This is a genomic window from Arsukibacterium ikkense, from assembly GCF_000987775.1.
GTDB classification, from domain to species: Bacteria; Pseudomonadota; Gammaproteobacteria; order Enterobacterales; family Alteromonadaceae; genus Alishewanella; species Alishewanella ikkense.
Map to the genome: position 1 here is coordinate 319,678 of NZ_LAHO01000003.1, position 14,953 is coordinate 334,630.

Sequence of the window (14,953 nt, forward strand, 5' to 3'; positions counted from 1 at the left end):
GTCCTTAAATATCAGATAAAGTGCTGGCTTGCTGCCAGCTAAAAACCGCTACCGCCCGATATAACTTTTCAGAAATTTCGCACTGTAGCGTTAAACCGTTATACATTGCCTGGCTGTAACCAAGATACAAATGTAACAGCCGGTATACCCCGCCCGCGGCACCCAATTCACCGGTGTAATAAGCGGGCAGCATCAGTTCAGTTTCAATATTAATCACACCGGCCAGTCGCGGGTATTGCCCCTGCCAGCATGCAGTCAATGCCTCGCTGCCGTTATCCGCCAGATATAAACGGCGCAGGGGCTGTGCAACCTTACTGGCAACCGCCGTAAATAACTGCGCCAGCGCAGGCTCGTCAATTTGCTGGCTGACTGAGGCATCACTGGCCAGATACTGGCAATTCAAACCACTGTCACTGCGGGTTAAACACAGTGCCACTGCTCCCTCAGACCAAACTACAGGCTCAGTCGCTTGAGTATCAGCCTGCACCGGTTCTAGCGGGGTATCGGCCAGCATGGCTGCCACCGGGCTATCCAGGCCGACTAACCAAACTTGCTGCTCACCCGCAGCCAGTAACTGCCTGGCGGCGGCCAGTGCCATTAAGGCAGCACTGCGCCCATAGGGATACAACTGGCAGGCCGGATGGCTGAGCAGGGTTGGGAAGGCCTGCTGTAATGCAGTAAGGCAATCTTGCAGCGCGGCTTCGCCAGCCAGTTGCTCAGGTAGCACCAGTAATACAGGCGCCGCATCTGGCAGACGTGTTAACTGTTGCCACAATAGTTGCAGCAACAGTACCAGACGCTCAGCCAGTGGCAGATCATCAGCAATATCAGCAACACTATTAAATTGCGCCAGTTGCTTGTGCTGCATTGCCAGATTTGCGGCAACCGGCACGGCATCCAATTGTAATGCCCAATCAGTCAATGCCGTTTTGCCAAGCACTACGGCATAGTCACTTACCCTTAAGCAACCGGCCATAAACCACCCTGCCAGTTCATCGGCTCAGCTAACGGTAAGCCCGGCTGTTGCAATACTTGCAGCGCTGCTGCAGCAAAACGTTGATACTGGTTACCACTGGCCCATAATGCCGGCAATTTCAGCTGGTTTAGCACCTGGCCGGCAACTAATGTTTCCTGATGCTGCGTCTGCGCCGGCTCAGTTCGCTGTAACACATCGGCACTAAGCGCACCCAGCATAGTGATCAAGGCACTTTGCGCCGCGGCGCTGTGCGCCGGCTGGTGCGTCATCTCCAGCAAAAGTGGACAAAACTTCGTCAGCCCACTAAAACCCATGGCATTGATGGCCAGATGAATATCTGCCGAACACAATGCATTCACTATCCGCACTTTTTGTTCAGTTGTCGCGCCCAGCAGCAATAACTGCAACTGCCGGGACGTTAAACATTGCGCATCCAGCAATTGTACTATCAGCTCACTTTCATCGGTGCGCTGGCCCAACAAATATAAACTGTAAAGCAGTTCCGCGCGGCTGGCGGCACTAAGCTGATGATCAGTAGCTAGTTGCTGTAAGTCGCCAAGCTGCCCGGTTAAACCTTGCTGGCCTGCTAACTGCACGGCACTGCGTAAATCAAGGCGCTGCATAGCCGGGTACAGACTAGCCGCCAGTTGCGGGTCTGCCAACAGACAGAGAAGCGGGCTTTGCTCTGGCTGGCTGTATTGCTGCATATAGTGCGCGGCTGTTTTTTGCTGTAGCGCCAGCCACAGCTCTGCCAGTAAAGCCTGGGCAGACAACGCTAACGGTAAAGCCAGCAGCTTATTAAGTTCCGCCGCGCTATTGTCCAGTAAAGCTATTAACCATAAGGGTAAATCGGCTTCATCCTGTTTCAGGTAACGCTGGCATAAACCGACACTTTGCACCAGTTGTCTGTCGTGCTGCTGCAACTGGCTAAGGCTGATATAGTCGCTGCCAGCCAGGCTTAAGCGTTGCTGCCACAACACATTAGCGCGCTCTGCCAGATCGGTGAAGGTTTGCATCATGCGCTAGCCACCGATCAATACTGTCGGCACGCCCACCACTATTTTGCCACCATGGGCAGTGTCATCGCCCAGTCGGGCAGCATTTTTACCGTTAATAAACACCGTGGCCGAACCGCCGCTGATACTGTCTGGTGGCCCGACACAGAGTAACTTATCGCCTTTACGCGCCGCTGGCAGGCCAGCAATGCTAACATTAGGTGAACCTTGCAATACCGGCCCGCCGACATGTGGCACTTTGGCAGTGACTTTCGGGCAGACATGCATACATCCTATTACTGCTGCGGGCTTGCTCATATTTCACCTTTGCTGCGCAAAATGCGTTTATCTCTTTGTGCCAGACCTAGTTAATACTAACTTTGGCGCCATTAATCGTAATATTAACGCCCTTAATCGCGATAGAACCGTCGCTTTTCATGGCAATAGAGGCCGCCCCGGTTTTGATAGTAATGGCATCGCCCGCATCAATGGTTAACGATTTACCAATTTTCTGGCTTTGTGCGCCATCCACTTTAACCGTGCTATCTTTATTAACGGTGAGCTTTTCATGGCCTTTGATAACCGTAGTACTGTCATTATCAATATCTATTTGCTGGTCATTTTCGACGTGCAACTGAAAGTTTTTCTCAGCATGCAGATACAGTAACTCATCGCCTTTTTTATCTTCAAAGCGGATCTCGTTAAAATTGGCGCTGCCACCGCCTTCGCTGGAGCGGGTTTTCACGCCACTCTGCGTTTTATCAACCGGTAAATCGTAAGGCGGCATATGATCTGAGTTGTACACTGAGCCAATGATCACGGGCTGATCAGGGTCACCATTTAAAAACTCTACCAACACTTCCTGATCACGGCGCGGATAAAAGAACATGCCCCACTTTTTGCCGGCCCAGTTCTGACTAACCCGAATTGGGCATGAGCTCTCATGATCGGTAATATCACTACGATCCCAGTGGAACTTCACCGTTACCCGGCCCAGTTCATCAACTGATATTTCTTCGCCACCTTTGCAGGTTACCGTAGCCGTTTGCACGCCGGTAACCATCGGTTTACTGGTTTGCAGTAACGGCCGGTAAGCGACATCTTTTGGCACACAGCGAAAGCTGTTGCTGATCACTCTGCCGGCACTTTGGTTAGCACCGGCCTGGTTAACAATGGCCGCATCTAACCGCAAGTCGGTGATCACATACTGCTTGCCTTCTTCTGCTTTATCTTCGTGCTCAGTAATAGTAAAAGTGCGGCCTGCAGTAAAGCTGCGACAACTGCTGGCGCCCTGCTGCATCGCCATATCGCGTTGCAAGGCTTCCAGCCGGATGGTAGCAATGGCTTTTGAGCGATTGTGGATATCGGCCTCGGCACTATAGTTAAATATTTCATAGTCAGCATGTTTACTGACTAAGCTGCCTTTACCATAAGTACCAGTAGGTAAGGCTTTAGGTTTTTCCAGATTATAGCCACGCTGCACAAACTTCCCAGGCACCATCCTTAATGCTCTGTGCCACTGATTAATATGCGGCTCTGCCAGGGTACCGGTATGAAATTTAACGCTTTTTTCAAGACAAGGCTCATAGGCGGTGGCTTTATCAGCCAGAATTAACTTATGCTGGCCTTTGCTATGCTCAAAGAAATAGAAGATGCCCTCTTGTTCCAGCAAGCGGCTGATAAAACTAAAATCAGCTTCCTCGTACTGCACTTTGTATTCATAGTCAGGGTAGCTGCCACTGATTTTTGAACTGGCATCAATTTTAATGCCATGCTCAGACGCCAGTGTTTCAACAATTTTCAGCACATTCTGCGCTTTGAAAATGCGGCTATTTACCTTGTGCTGCATATACCAGGCAGCCGGCACAATACTAAGCTGATAGTCGCGAAATTTGTTACCTTCAGCGTCCTTATTAACCCGTAGCCCCAGCGCGCTTAGTTCGGCCACGACACCATGTATATAGCGCTGAGTCTTGTTGCCAAGTTCAAGGGTTACGCAAACCTCTTTACCAATCAGATCGTTAGCAGAAATTTCCTGACCGTTAGTATACACCGTAGCCGACAGCGTGAATAACCGGGATATCCCCTCATCTAACACAAAACGAGTCAGATAAAGTGCATCTTTACCCAGTGGGGTGTCTATTCTGATGCTGTTTTCATCCTGGGTTGCTTTTTGCATCCGTTCGCCTCAACAAAGAAAGGATTGGTAAAAAAATCTGGAGTATTACAGCTGATACTGCAAGCAGTACCAGCTGTCGATGTTGCTTACAGCTTAGCGCCTTTAACGCCGCTGTAACCGTATACCAATGGAGCAGTAACGTTGTTTTTGTCGTCTGTTGGGGTAACAGTCATCATCAGCTCGGTGTAGCTGATAACGATAGTTTCAACAGGACGGTCACCTGATACCGACATCTGATAGCTGCTGATCATCGCATCAGTCAGTTCGATTTTCATGATTTCTTCAATTTTATCGCCTTGCTTGGTGATATGGAAAACAGCCTTCTGGCCTTTGCCAATAGTGGCTTCCTTGAATAGATCTGGTGATGATTTATCTTGCAGTTTGGTAATAACAATGTCGTTTAACCGGGTAGAACTGGCTTCACGGTCCATCGCTGTACCAGTGTATGAAGTTAACTCGCGGTGAGAACCCCAATCCATTGATAACACGGTGATCATGTCTTTAAACTCATCGGCAGTTGATTCGCCTTTGATTGCGCCATACTTCAGGTAGGTATTTGCTTGCATGCTATGCTCCTTTTGCATATTTAGAAATAATGTCCACTCAGGACAAATTTAAACCCGGGCAATACTTACCCCGGTTAAACGCCAAAAAAACACTTCCGACAACCACTATGAATACCACAAACATATTTAACAATGTTTAAACATTAAAGCTGGATTAATCGGTAAAGCACTTTTTTAAACTGAATAAATTATACCTTTAAAGAAACTATGATCAACTTTTAATTAACCATTTAGATCTATTTTTAACGTTACGGGCTGTGAAAGCAATATATAATTGTCCACAGCCTCAAATGTACACAAAAAGTAAAATTTTATTCGATTAGATAGTCGAAATTTTCAGCAATAAAGTTCAGCTGCACCCGGCTTACCGGCTGGCGCTCAGCACTGCGCTGCAAAATTAATACTGACAACTCTGGTAACAAACTGTTTTGCAGAATGTTATGAATGGTCCGGGCGCCTGAACCCGCATCCTGGCAACGGCTGACAATGGCATCAACCACCGCTTGCTCATAATTAAAGCTAGCGCCGTAATGCTGCTGTAACCGTTTTTCAATCCGCTGTAATTGTAATCGGGTAATCATAGCTAACTTGTCATCAGCCAGTGGCAGATAAGGAATCACATTCAAACGGCCCAAAAATGCCGGCTTGAATATCTGCAACAGATCATCCTTCAATGCCTTGGTTAAACCGGCGACAGAAGGTGCCGTTTCCGGATCTTCATATAAACGCATTGTGGTATCGGTGCCGACATTTGACGTCATAATGATAATGGTATTTTTAAAGTCGATATCGCGGCCTTCGCCATCTTTAATGGTGCCTTTATCAAATACCTGATAGAAAATATCCTGCACGCCGGGATGGGCCTTTTCCATTTCGTCCAGCAATACCACACTATAAGGTTTACGGCGCACCGCTTCGGTAAGAATGCCGCCCTCACCATAACCGACATAGCCCGGTGGCGAACCTAACAATAACGATACTTTATGTTCTTCTTTAAACTCTGACATATTAATCACTGTCAGATTATCTTCGCTGCCGTAGACCTGTTCAGCCAGCGCCAACGCCGTTTCCGTTTTGCCGACACCACTGGGACCGGTTAACAGAAAAATACCGTTAGGTTTATTTTCATCGGCCAGCTGCGCCCGGGACGTTTGCACCGTGCGGGCAATCAGCGCCAACGCATGCTGCTGGCCCACCACTCTGCTGGCAAGGTGTTGCTCCAGTGCCAGCACATTATGTATTTCATCGGCCTGCATTTTACCCAGCGGAATACCGGTCCAGTCAGCCACCACTTCGGCGATCAACTGCTCGGTTACCTGCCAGTGCACCATCGGCGTGGTCAGCTCCGCTAAGCAAGCTCGCAGCTCGCTCAGTTGCTGGATTTGCTGTTGTTGCACAGCAAGCTGCTCCGGTGTTGGTGCAGTGTTGTCTGCTACCAGCTGCCGCGCCGCTTGCTGCAGTTGCGTCGCCAGCTCCCTGGCCTGGCTTACCCACTCCCGCTGAGTGTGCCACTGCTGTTGCAGCTCGCTCAGCAAGGTGTTGGCATCAGCCAGCTGTTGCTGCAATGTCTCTACCTGGCTGGTATGCACTACGCCCAGACATTGCTCGCGCTGCAGCACAGAAATTTCGCTGCTTAACTGGTCTACCTTGCGCTGCTGATCTTCCACCGGGCCAGGCACCGCATCCTGACTCATCGCTACCCGGGCACAAGCGGTATCAAGCAGACCAACCGCCTTATCGGGCAGCTGGCGACCATTGATATAACGATCAGACAAATAAGCGGCCGCCTGCAGAGCTTTATCAGTAATGCTTACTCCGTGATGCTGCTCCATAACACCCAGTAAGCCGCGCATCATCAGTACCGCCTGCGCCGGGCTTGGCTCCTCTACTTTAACCACCTGAAAACGACGGGTTAATGCGGCATCTTTTTCAAAATACTTTTTATACTCTGCCCAGGTGGTGGCAGCTATGGTTCTTAACTCGCCGCGGGCTAATGCCGGCTTTAACAAGTTGGCGGCATCGTTCTGCCCGGCCTGGCCACCACTGCCAATCATAGTATGAGCTTCATCAATAAACAGGATGATCGGTGTCGGGCTTTGTTTGACTTCATTAATCACATTTTTCAGGCGGTTTTCAAACTCACCCTTCATGCCGGCGCCCGCCTGCAGCAAGGCTAAATCTAATACCCGCAGCGCCACCGTTTTCAGTTTCTCCGGTACATCAGCCGCTGCAATGCGCAGCGCCAGGCCTTCGACTACCGCCGTTTTACCAACGCCGGCCTCACCGGTTAAAATTGGGTTGTTCTGCCGGCGCCGGGTTAGAATGTCGATCATCTGGCGGATTTCAAAATCACGGCCCACTATCGGGTCTATTTTACCTGAGCGTGCCTGCGCGGTTAAATCAATGGTAAACTGATCCAGTGCCGGAGTTTTACCCGGTTTGGCAGTCGCAGCTGCCGGCGAAGCATCTTGCTCGGCAGACTGCGATGCCAGACTTGGCCAGACCCGCAACAGCTCTGCTGGGTTAATTTTGTCCAGCTCCGGAATTCTGCGCAGCACCAGGCCAGCCAGACTGTCGTCCTGTAGCAAGGTATATAACAGGTAGGCACTGCGAATGTGGCGGTCGCCAAATTCAATCGTAGTATTAAGCCAGGTGGCCTTTAACCAGTTAATCAGCTGCACTGAAATACCGGGTAACGAGTTATTGCCGGTTTTCAGCTGCTCTAAGGCCTGTTGCAATTGCGCTCGTACCTTGTCGCTATCCAGACCGAAGCTGCGAAACAGTAAATTAAAATCGGCATTATCTTGTTGTAATAAGGCGTCCAGCCAATGCTCAATTTCTACCGTATAATGGCTGCGCGACTGGCAGCGAGCCGTAGCTGCCTCTAGTGCTTGTCTGCAATCGCTGTTAAGTTTTTCTACCAGACTTTTTAAAGAACTCGTCGACATAAATGCTTCCTGTGCATTGATTAAAGCCGGCCCAATTGAAAACCAACCTGGGCGGGTTGCTGCGAAATTGCAGCGCGAATACTTAACCGGCTACCACGCCCCAGCGCAGTTTGCCGATCAGCTAAGCGGGTACAGGCAAAGTCCTGTTGTTTACCCTTGATCACAAGCCGAACCTGCAGATGCGGATCGAGATACCGGCTGACAATTTTTTGCACCACCCGGTAGCTGCTGCCACCAGGCAGCAAGTTCTGTAACTTGCTGGCGCCTGCGTCTACTTCAATAATCACAGCGGAGCTGACATCCCAGACCCGCTGGCCCAGCATGCTGGTCTGGCCCAGCGCAGCATTCCGGCCCTCGGGCAAGGTCCGGCTGCTCAGGCAGCTTTGCTCAGCTGCGTCCAGTGTCAGCCAGCGCCCGGATAACGCCACTATCCGGGTGGTGGCACCCAGTAAGTCCGTCAGAATTTGCTGCAAAAACTGGCCTGAGCGATTACGTTTGCTAAAAGCACCGGCGTAATACAAGCCCAGTGCATCATTGCTGCCACTGAGCTGTTGCAATAATTTACTGAAAGGATCGTTCAAACCATCGGCAATTTCGTACTGGCAGGCAAAACGGTATTTTTCCCAGGCCCGGTAGTACAGGGAAATCAGCCGGTGATTAAACATGTCGAAAAAATCCCGCATCGCGCCGTCACGCTGCTTCAGCCGTTGCAATAACATCTCGGTGTAGTGCTGTGGTAATACCCCACTGGGGCCGGTTAAACCCAGGAAGCTGACATACAACTCCAGCGCCGTTTGATCTTTATCGTTCTGGCGCGAGGTTGCTTTATTAATAGGCTGGCCGGCAAAGCCCAGATGCTGCTCTGCCTTAAACCTGACTAACTCAGCGCCCGGGAATGCATCACGGCCAACACCATGCCATTGCTTGTGCTCAGCACTAAGCTGGCGTTCAATGCAGTAAACCGCCTGATAAAAGTCAAAGTCGCCAGGGCTGGCCAGCAATGCAGTTAAACTCATACTGTCGCACTCATAACAATACCCTGCTGCCCACTCTGGCCGGCCAGCGATGGTAAATTTGCTCATGCTCTTTGAGCTTCACCGTTAAGCGGGTAAAACTGTTGATACTGGCGTACTGGGCAAAGAACGCATCAAGAATATTGGCAAAGAAATACACGTTACTGCCGGCATAAGCAGACTGACTAAACTCAACCAGAATTTCAGTACCACTGCATACGGCAATCCGCCCTTGCTGATTAACCCGGGCCGAGCCGCTACGCAAGTTCAGGCCGACTATGCCATCAATCAGCGCCTTAGACTCTGGCGTACAACGAAAATCGTACAGTTTCAGGGTTTCCTGCAATACCGTTAATGCCTGCTCGCCGCTGAAATGATTCAGGGTTAAATGATTAACCAGTTGCCAGCGGCTGCTTTCCGCCAGGGCGGGTCTGATGCTCATGGTAGGGGCTACCAGACAGCGCACTGATTTAATCACATCGGCATGTTTGCTGATGGCAAACTCCGGCTCACCGCCGCCGAAGGGCAAATAAGCCGGCTGGTTACGGTTGCTGCATAATGCATTCACCTGGATAACCCAGTTTTGCTGCTCATCGTCACGGCTTACCCCTTTAAACTGGCGGTCGATAATCGATAAATACACTTCCGTGCCCGCTTCGGCATAACCACCAGCCCAGTCGACAAACTCGCGCCGGGTGTGCCAGAACAATTGTTGCTGTTGCAGATAATCAGGGTGGCCCTGGCTGTAATAAGGGTTCAGGGTTAACTCGTTACCTTGTGGGTCAAACGCCTGTACCTGCTGCACCTGCACCACTTCACAAACATCAGCATCAAGATAACGTGGCGCTAACCGATACTCATACTGCGCCGCCTCTAACTTCACGGGCTCCAGTTTTTGTTTAAATAAGTTAATCACCGGCGTACAGCCCAGCAAAATGCTGTCTGCGGTAACATGCCGCTCCAGCTCATCAGCACCTTCGGCCAGATAAAAATACAAATCAAACTTATCGGCAATACCCGGCCAGCTCGGATCCAGGTCAGTCAGGGCAAAAAACAGAAACTTCTCGGGGCATAAAAACTGTTCAATCAACAATCGGTAGCCACTGAAGCTGCGCTGACTATAAGGCACCACCTGCTCATCATCGGCAAAACCAACGGCCTGAATATGGCGCGGCTGGATAAAACGCATGGGCTCAGTATCACCGGCCGGCACTATGCCAATGCTGATGACATGGCGCATGATCAGTTCAAATAACTTATAGACATGATGGCGCTGGCCATTCAGGTAAAAACGCAGTTTACCCACAGCCAGCTCATGCATGGCAGTATTGTCGAACTCACAGGCGACACTCAGCTTTAGCAACGCTTTAGCGGTTTGAGCCGCGGGTGGCTTAGGGGCATTAAAAGGGGCATTTTTAAACTCGGCCTGCACTACTTCCAGCGGCCAGATTTCAGTATCGTAACAACTTTGAAACGTACAGGGCTTCAGGCCCTCAGCCCGGGTTTCAAACTCGGTACCGCGTTTGACACAAATACCCGAGGTCGACAAGTTCTGACTAACCAGTTTTAATACCGATATCGACGGGATCGGTGCCTGATAATCGGGGTACATCTGACCAAGCAAGGCGTCGGTTAGCTCGGGGAAACTGTCATCCAGCTTCTGACGGATTTGGGCACTGAGTAGCGCAAAGGCCTCAATTAAGCGTGAGACATGCGGGTCTTCCACCGTTTCTTCGCTGATCCGCAACCGACCAGCTATCTTCGGGTATTTTTCAGCGTACTCAGCCCCCATCCGCCGGATAAAGGTCAGTTCACGATTGTAATACTTTAATAACTCATCATTCATTACTGATAATCTCTGATGGTCAGGCCCAGATGTACCGGCTCAACTTCGGAATCAAACATAATGTGTTCAGGCTCAGGGTCGGCATAAAGTAAAGCCTGGATCCGCAGCCGCAATACCCGCTCGATACTTTGCGTTTCATCCGGCAGCGACACGTCAACCTCAACAAAACGTGGCTCAAAGCGACGAATACATTGCTCAACCGCCCGGCACAGCTGCTGGCGGCCTTCAATAGAATCAACCACCATTACTGAAAAATCAGGCAGGCCATAATTGAGCAGGCTTTGTGGCAGCTCGGAATAGCTCTCTGGCCAGACATGCCACTGCACCCGGGTATTAAGCAGGTTTTCCAAATCCCGCCGCACGCTTTGCCGTAACGCTTTTAAATCGAAACCGCGGCGTTGCCGGCCTGAATCTTTCTGGCCTGGTGCATCGTCAATCAGCCGGTCAAGCAGCGACATTTGTAACGCTTGTTTCTGATGCACTTTCATCTTAATTACTCAGCCAGGGCTGCACTGGGCTGATGCTCACGTTCAGCAACGGCGCTAAGCTGCTGCACATCACCCAGCGCCACAGCCTGCTCGCCCAGCAGAATCATCTTCTGGCCACGGCCGGTAATAAGCGTTGCATCATGCTCGTGCCAGTCGGTCGCGCGGCCTAACTGCGTATCCGCATCGTTACTGCCAACATAAATTAGCGGTAAAAAGGCTTCGCCCTGCGGCCCGTCTACAATACTGATATCCACCCGCCGCCAGATAGTGTCCAGCAAGCTTTTCGGTGGATGCAGTTTTAAACTGGCGATTTGATCAAAGCTGGCCAGATAATATTTACCATCAGTACCGAACAGCTCCAGATAGCCGCCCAGACTGTCATCCAGATCGCGGATATCAGCATGCTCTGTGCTCTGCTGGGTAATGGCCACGGCCGGGCGTAATTGTTCCATTTCTGTAGCAGCTTGCACCGCAGCCCTCACATCCTGCTCGTGCAATGCCAGACGCAACTTTAATAAAGCACTGAACATCGGTGCCGGCTCGCCAAATAAGGTGGCCGTCATGCCACCCTGATAAAAATCACGGCGGGCAGTGTCTGCCCGGATCAGCTGGCGCACATTCACCGCGCCCAGTAAAAAATCCGGATGCTGACGCACAATCATATCCAGCTGGTTATCTGCCTTTTCCAGTTCACCGGCAATGCAAAGCAGTTCAACATAGGCTGCACGCATTGGCGCATTCAGCGGGTCGTCCCGTAATACTGTCAGAGCATGTTCTAATGCGTCCTGTAACTGGCCGCTACTGATAAGTAAGTTAAGTTGTTTCATAAAAATCCTCAGGCTGTTGCCTTTTGCTTGGGAGAGAGCTCCGCGACTAATTTGACGGATGTCACCATGTGATCCAGCTGGAAATGGGGCTGTAACTGGATCACCGAATAATAGCGGCCAGGTTCACCCCTTTTCTCTTTAACCTTAATCCGAGCTTCACGCAGCGGGCGGCGGGCACGTACTTCATAAGACGCATCTTCGGAGGCCGTGGTATAGTTATGCAACCAGCGCTGCAAATCCTGTTCACACTCTTCAGCTGACACATAACCCCCTACTTTGTCACGACCAATAACTTTAATGTAATGGGCAAAACGGGCCACGCATAAAATGTATTGCAACATCGCCGACAGCCGGGCGTTCACAGTCGACAGGGTTTTATCGTAAGATTTGGCCTCCTGTACCGAGGCGTTGTTGTAAAAGGCATAGAAATCGCTGTAAGGTACCGCTGACAAAGGTACAAAACCGCTGTCCGACAACGCCGCTTCAAAGCGATGTCCCACCAGTAAATTTACTGATGGCTTGTTAAAAGCCTGGTATTTCTCGGTCTCGTACTGGCTGACCGGCAAATGGGTCACCAGGCCAAAATTATAGTGGCCGGCCTTCATGCCGCGAATTTGACCAAACCAACCCGACTCACTGTACGCCCTGACCAATACCCCGGCAAAAGCCCAGGCGGCATTACCCCACAGGTAATCCTGTTGCGGTCGGCTAAATTGTTCTTTAAAAACAAAACCCTCACTGCGACTACCATCATCTTTATAGGGTGGCCGCATTAACACCTGCGGCAGCACCAACCCCAGAAAACGCGCGTCCTCCATATTTCGCAGTGAGCGCCATTTCACATATTCCGGTTGTTTAAACTGGCTGGCAATATCGGCTACCTGCCCCAGCTCCGAGAAATGATCAACGCCAAACAATGACGGATGGGCAGCCGTAATAAAGGGGGCAAAAGCAGCTGCGGCTGTGCGGGCCACTTCTTTTAAGGTATCCAGATCATTAATACTCTGGCCACGGCGAATTTTATGGCTTATTTGATAATCGCCAATCAGCACGCCGAATGGCTCACCACCGGCCATATCAAATTCATTGTCGTAAATCAGTTTAAAAAAATCGCTCTGATCAAAATCGATAGCCCGGTTGATATCTTTACTCAGTTCAGGCCAGGATAAGGAGATTAATTTCACTTTAACTTTTTGTTCACGGTCATAACGCTCGGCTTGCTCGGTTAAATACAATAAACCACGCCAGCTGGCTTCCAGCTCCTGCAGCACCGGGTGATGCAAAATACCGTTAATTTGCTTGTTAATCAGGCTGTCAATTTCGGCGATAGCGCGCCCGAGAATGGGGGTAACAAAGGCGGCACTGACACAAGGGCGGCTTTCAATATGTTGCAGCCAATACAAAATGGCTTTCAGCGGATCCGCTTCACGTAAAAAGCGGCTTAGTAAGCCTTTATTGGCAAAACTGGCATAAGATGGACAAGGCCTGTTGTCCTCATCAGTATCAAAAACTGTGTCCGCAACAAAATTAACTGCGTCAACCATGACCTGTCCGTCCCTGCTTTAATGTACTGCTTAAGCACCGGCGTTGTGGCCTGCAGCACTGCTGCAGGCCGGGCCGTTAGCTACCCATTTCCGGAATTTTGGCTACTAAACGTAATGAAGTAGACAGTTCTTCCAATTGTAACCAGGGTCTCAACCAGGCAACCGCATTGTAAGAACCCGGGCGCCCCGGGATCTCGCGCACCTGCACTTTGGCATCGGCCAGTGGGTAACGGGCACGTACTTCCTGACCACTGCCTTCTGAGGCGTTAACGTAAGTCAGGATCCAGCGGTTTAACCATACTTCAACGTCTTCCGCTTCCATAAAGCTACCAATTTTGTCGCGCGCCAGAACTTTTAAGTAATGGGCAAAACGTGACGTCGCCATTAAATAGGGTAAGCGGGCAGAGATAGCGGCATTAGCAGTCGCTTCCGGGCTGTCATATTTCTTCGGCTTCTGGGCAGTCTGAGCACCAAAAAACACGGCATAGTCAGTATTTTTGTAGTGACATAACGGTAAAAAGCCCATTTTACCCAGTTCAGCCTCGCGCCGATCGGTAATGCCAATTTCAGTCGGGCATTTCAGATCCGGGTCACCATCATCACTCATAAAAATATGCGACGGTAAGCCTTCCACTTTACCACCACCTTCCGCGCCACGAATGGCGGTACAGAAACCATACTGTGCAAAAGCATTGGTTAGCCGGCTACCCAATACATAAGCGGCATTCATCCAGCAGTAGTGATTGTGGTTGGTGTTTTTAGCAACCGCTTTCTGGCCATCAAGCTCAAACTCTTCATAACCGAACTCTTCCACCGGACTGGTAGCATTACCGTAAGGTAAACGCGCTAATACCCGCGGCATGGTCAGGGTAACAAAGCGCGAGTCATCACTGTCACGGAATGAGCGCCATTTGGTGTATTCCAGTGATTCAAATATTTTCTCTAAATCGCGAGGTTTTGACAGTTCGGTCCACTCATCGAAGCCAAACAGTGCGGGTGACGCACTGGATAAAAACGGGCAAAAACCAGCGGCAGATACATTCGACATGTAGGTCAGGGTTTCGATATCTTCCGGGTGATTGGTAAACTCGTAGTCACCAATAATCGCGCCATATGGCTCGCCACCCGGGGTACCAAATTCTGTCTCATACACCTTTTTAAAGGTTTGGCTCTGGTCAAACTCAACCGCTTTACTTAAATCTTTGTAAAGCTCCTTTTTACTCATACTGATCATCCGGATCTTCAGCGAACCACTGGTTTCAGAGTTGGTTACCAGATGATTAAGCCCGCGCCAGCTACCTTCTAACTTCTGAAAGTCTTCAGCGTGCATAATGGCCGCTAACTGATCAGAAATCAGAGTATCAAGCCGGTCAATAGCCTCGTTAAAGGTTACCGTCAGGTTTTTATTCCAGCTTACCGTACCGCTCATCGCTTCTTCAGTTAAGGTGCGAATTAACTCTTCAGCGCGCGAAGCATCCGTTTGTTTGGTGGCACCAATGGCCTGATCCAGTAATGAGCCCAGCTCAGTGCTGCTGCTGTCGTGGCTTTGTACTAAGGCTTCCGTACTCATG

General features: G+C 50.3%; 12 protein-coding genes. All 12 read right to left on the reverse strand.

Features of this window, described 5'->3' with window-relative positions; translation table 11 throughout:
- Positions 1-4: 4 nt before the first annotated feature.
- The 12 genes from WG68_RS05185 to tssC (WG68_RS05240) all read right to left on the reverse strand — a co-directional run bounded on the left by WG68_RS05185 (position 5) and on the right by tssC (WG68_RS05240) (position 14,952).
- Positions 5-976, reverse strand: a complete 972-nt coding sequence (locus WG68_RS05185; protein ID WP_046556566.1) for a hypothetical protein — start codon at positions 974-976, stop codon at positions 5-7.
- A complete protein-coding gene (locus tag WG68_RS05190; RefSeq protein WP_046556567.1) occupies positions 961-1,995 on the reverse strand; it encodes a hypothetical protein in 1,035 nt (344 codons plus the stop codon). The genes WG68_RS05185 and WG68_RS05190 overlap by 16 nt, the downstream gene beginning before the upstream one ends.
- Before the next feature lie 3 nt (positions 1,996-1,998).
- Complete coding sequence (locus WG68_RS05195) at positions 1,999-2,289, reverse strand: PAAR domain-containing protein (protein ID WP_046556568.1); 291 nt, start codon at positions 2,287-2,289, stop codon at positions 1,999-2,001.
- A gap of 46 nt (positions 2,290-2,335) precedes the next feature.
- Positions 2,336-4,150 (reverse strand): type VI secretion system tip protein TssI/VgrG, encoded by a 1,815-nt coding sequence (tssI, locus tag WG68_RS05200; RefSeq protein ID WP_046556569.1) that lies wholly within the window; start codon positions 4,148-4,150, stop codon positions 2,336-2,338.
- Positions 4,151-4,236: 86 nt separating this feature from the next.
- Positions 4,237-4,716, reverse strand: coding sequence for an Hcp family type VI secretion system effector (locus WG68_RS05205; RefSeq protein WP_046556570.1), 480 nt, complete (start codon positions 4,714-4,716; stop codon positions 4,237-4,239).
- A 311-nt stretch (positions 4,717-5,027) separates the two neighbouring features.
- Complete coding sequence (gene tssH / locus WG68_RS05210; RefSeq protein WP_046556571.1) at positions 5,028-7,664, reverse strand: type VI secretion system ATPase TssH; 2,637 nt, start codon at positions 7,662-7,664, stop codon at positions 5,028-5,030.
- Positions 7,665-7,684: 20 nt separating this feature from the next.
- Complete coding sequence (tssG, locus tag WG68_RS05215) at positions 7,685-8,746, reverse strand: type VI secretion system baseplate subunit TssG (RefSeq protein WP_200897540.1); 1,062 nt, start codon at positions 8,744-8,746, stop codon at positions 7,685-7,687.
- Positions 8,691-10,523, reverse strand: coding sequence for a type VI secretion system baseplate subunit TssF (gene tssF, locus WG68_RS05220; protein ID WP_046556573.1), 1,833 nt, complete (start codon positions 10,521-10,523; stop codon positions 8,691-8,693). Before tssF ends, tssG begins: the two co-directional genes overlap by 56 nt.
- Positions 10,523-11,011, reverse strand: coding sequence for a type VI secretion system baseplate subunit TssE (gene tssE, locus WG68_RS05225; RefSeq protein ID WP_046556574.1), 489 nt, complete (start codon positions 11,009-11,011; stop codon positions 10,523-10,525). The genes tssF and tssE overlap by 1 nt, the downstream gene beginning before the upstream one ends.
- 5 nt (positions 11,012-11,016) lie before the next feature.
- Positions 11,017-11,838, reverse strand: coding sequence for a type VI secretion system accessory protein TagJ (locus tag WG68_RS05230; protein WP_046556575.1), 822 nt, complete (start codon positions 11,836-11,838; stop codon positions 11,017-11,019).
- 8 nt (positions 11,839-11,846) lie between these two features.
- On the reverse strand, positions 11,847-13,382 hold the full coding sequence (gene tssC, locus WG68_RS05235) for a type VI secretion system contractile sheath large subunit (protein WP_046556576.1): 1,536 nt from the start codon (positions 13,380-13,382) through the stop codon (positions 11,847-11,849).
- A 76-nt stretch (positions 13,383-13,458) separates the two neighbouring features.
- Positions 13,459-14,952 (reverse strand): type VI secretion system contractile sheath large subunit, encoded by a 1,494-nt coding sequence (gene tssC / locus WG68_RS05240; protein WP_046556577.1) that lies wholly within the window; start codon positions 14,950-14,952, stop codon positions 13,459-13,461.
- Position 14,953 lies beyond the last annotated feature (1 nt).